The organism is Sphingobium sp. HDIP04 (assembly GCF_000445085.1).
GTDB lineage: Bacteria > Pseudomonadota > Alphaproteobacteria > Sphingomonadales > Sphingomonadaceae > Sphingobium > Sphingobium indicum.
Genome location: NZ_ATDO01000096.1, coordinates 1 through 1,100, shown reverse-complemented (window position 1 = coordinate 1,100; position 1,100 = coordinate 1). Strand labels below are relative to the sequence as shown.

The window sequence follows — 1,100 nt, the reverse complement described above, 5'->3', positions numbered from 1 at the left end:
CCTGCCGGTGGGCCGTCTCCCGGTCCAGCTTTCCTTCGCGCTTCAATTCGGTGATCGCTGCACCATAGCTCGGCGCTTTGTCGGTATTGAGCGTGGCAGGCTTTTCCCAGTGCTTCAGGCCTCGCAGGGCCTTGCCCAGGAACCGCTTCGCTGCCTTGGCGCTGCGGGTCGGCGACAGGTAGAAATCGATCGTGTCGCCCCGCTTGTCGACTGCCCGGTACAGGTAGGTCCACTTGCCCCGCACCTTGACGTAGGTTTCATCCAGGCGCCAGCTCGGATCAAAGCCACGCCGCCAGAACCAGCGCAGCCGCTTCTCCATCTCCGGGGCGTAGCACTGGACCCAGCGATAGATCGTCGTATGGTCGACCGAAATGCCGCGTTCCGCCAGCATTTCCTCAAGGTCGCGATAGCTGATCGGATAGCGACAATACCAGCGCACCGCCCACAGGATCACATCACCCTGGAAATGGCGCCACTTGAAATCCGTCATCGTTCCGTCCGTCCAATCTCCGCCAAGCATGCTCAAGCTTCACGATTTTTGCAACAGAGCCCCGGGAACAGCGCCTCCATGAGGCGCTCGCAATAAAGCTGGTCGCCGCCGGGGCCGAGATAGCCCTTTCCCATCTGGCTTTTGAGCTGCCGCTCCTCGGCTTGCTTCACCGCCGCCATGACCTTGATGCGCCCTTCGCCATCGCGATAGGTTCCGACGCCGAGATCGATCTTCTCGGCGCGCATGTCGGCGCCGAAGAGACGCCCGACCTCCATCAGCGAGTCGGGTGCCGGGGGGCGCATGGTTTCGAACATCGGGAACGTCGCCTTCACATTTTGAACAGGAAGATGCAGCCGATGACATAGGCCGCGAGCAGCAAGGTCTGCGCGGTCATCGCCGCGAGCGGCCGCCAGCCCTCGGCCAGCAGCAGGCGGAGCGAGGTCTTCATCCCCAGCGCGGCGGTGGCGGCGACGAGGCAGAAGGTCGCCGAGGCGGAGAGGAAACCGCGCAGCGGCGGAGGGAGGAGGCCGAAATTGGCGGCCGCCGCGATGAGCGCGAAGCCGACCAGGAAGACAGGAATGGCCGGGGGCGCGCCCGCGTCGGCGGCTGC

2 protein-coding genes and 1 pseudogene are annotated in these 1,100 nt (G+C 64.5%); all 3 read right to left on the bottom strand.

Annotated features, from left to right (window positions below; all coding sequences use genetic code 11):
* Window positions 1-490, bottom strand: a pseudogene (locus tag L286_RS37905) (IS6-like element IS6100 family transposase); the annotation flags it as partial.
* 32 nt (window positions 491-522) lie between these two features.
* Window positions 523-804 (bottom strand): hypothetical protein, encoded by a 282-nt coding sequence (locus tag L286_RS37900; protein WP_020819489.1) that lies wholly within the window; start codon window positions 802-804, stop codon window positions 523-525.
* Window positions 805-818: 14 nt separating this feature from the next.
* Window positions 819-1,100: putative sulfate exporter family transporter (locus L286_RS0124725; protein ID WP_031293375.1), on the bottom strand; the 282-nt coding region annotated here is incomplete at its 5' end.

What these genes read in the sequence shown, in the direction of transcription:
- L286_RS37900 (WP_020819489.1), bottom strand. Translation starts at nt 804, where the DNA reads ATGTTCGAAACCATGCGCCCCCCGGCACCCGACTCGCTGATGGAGGTC.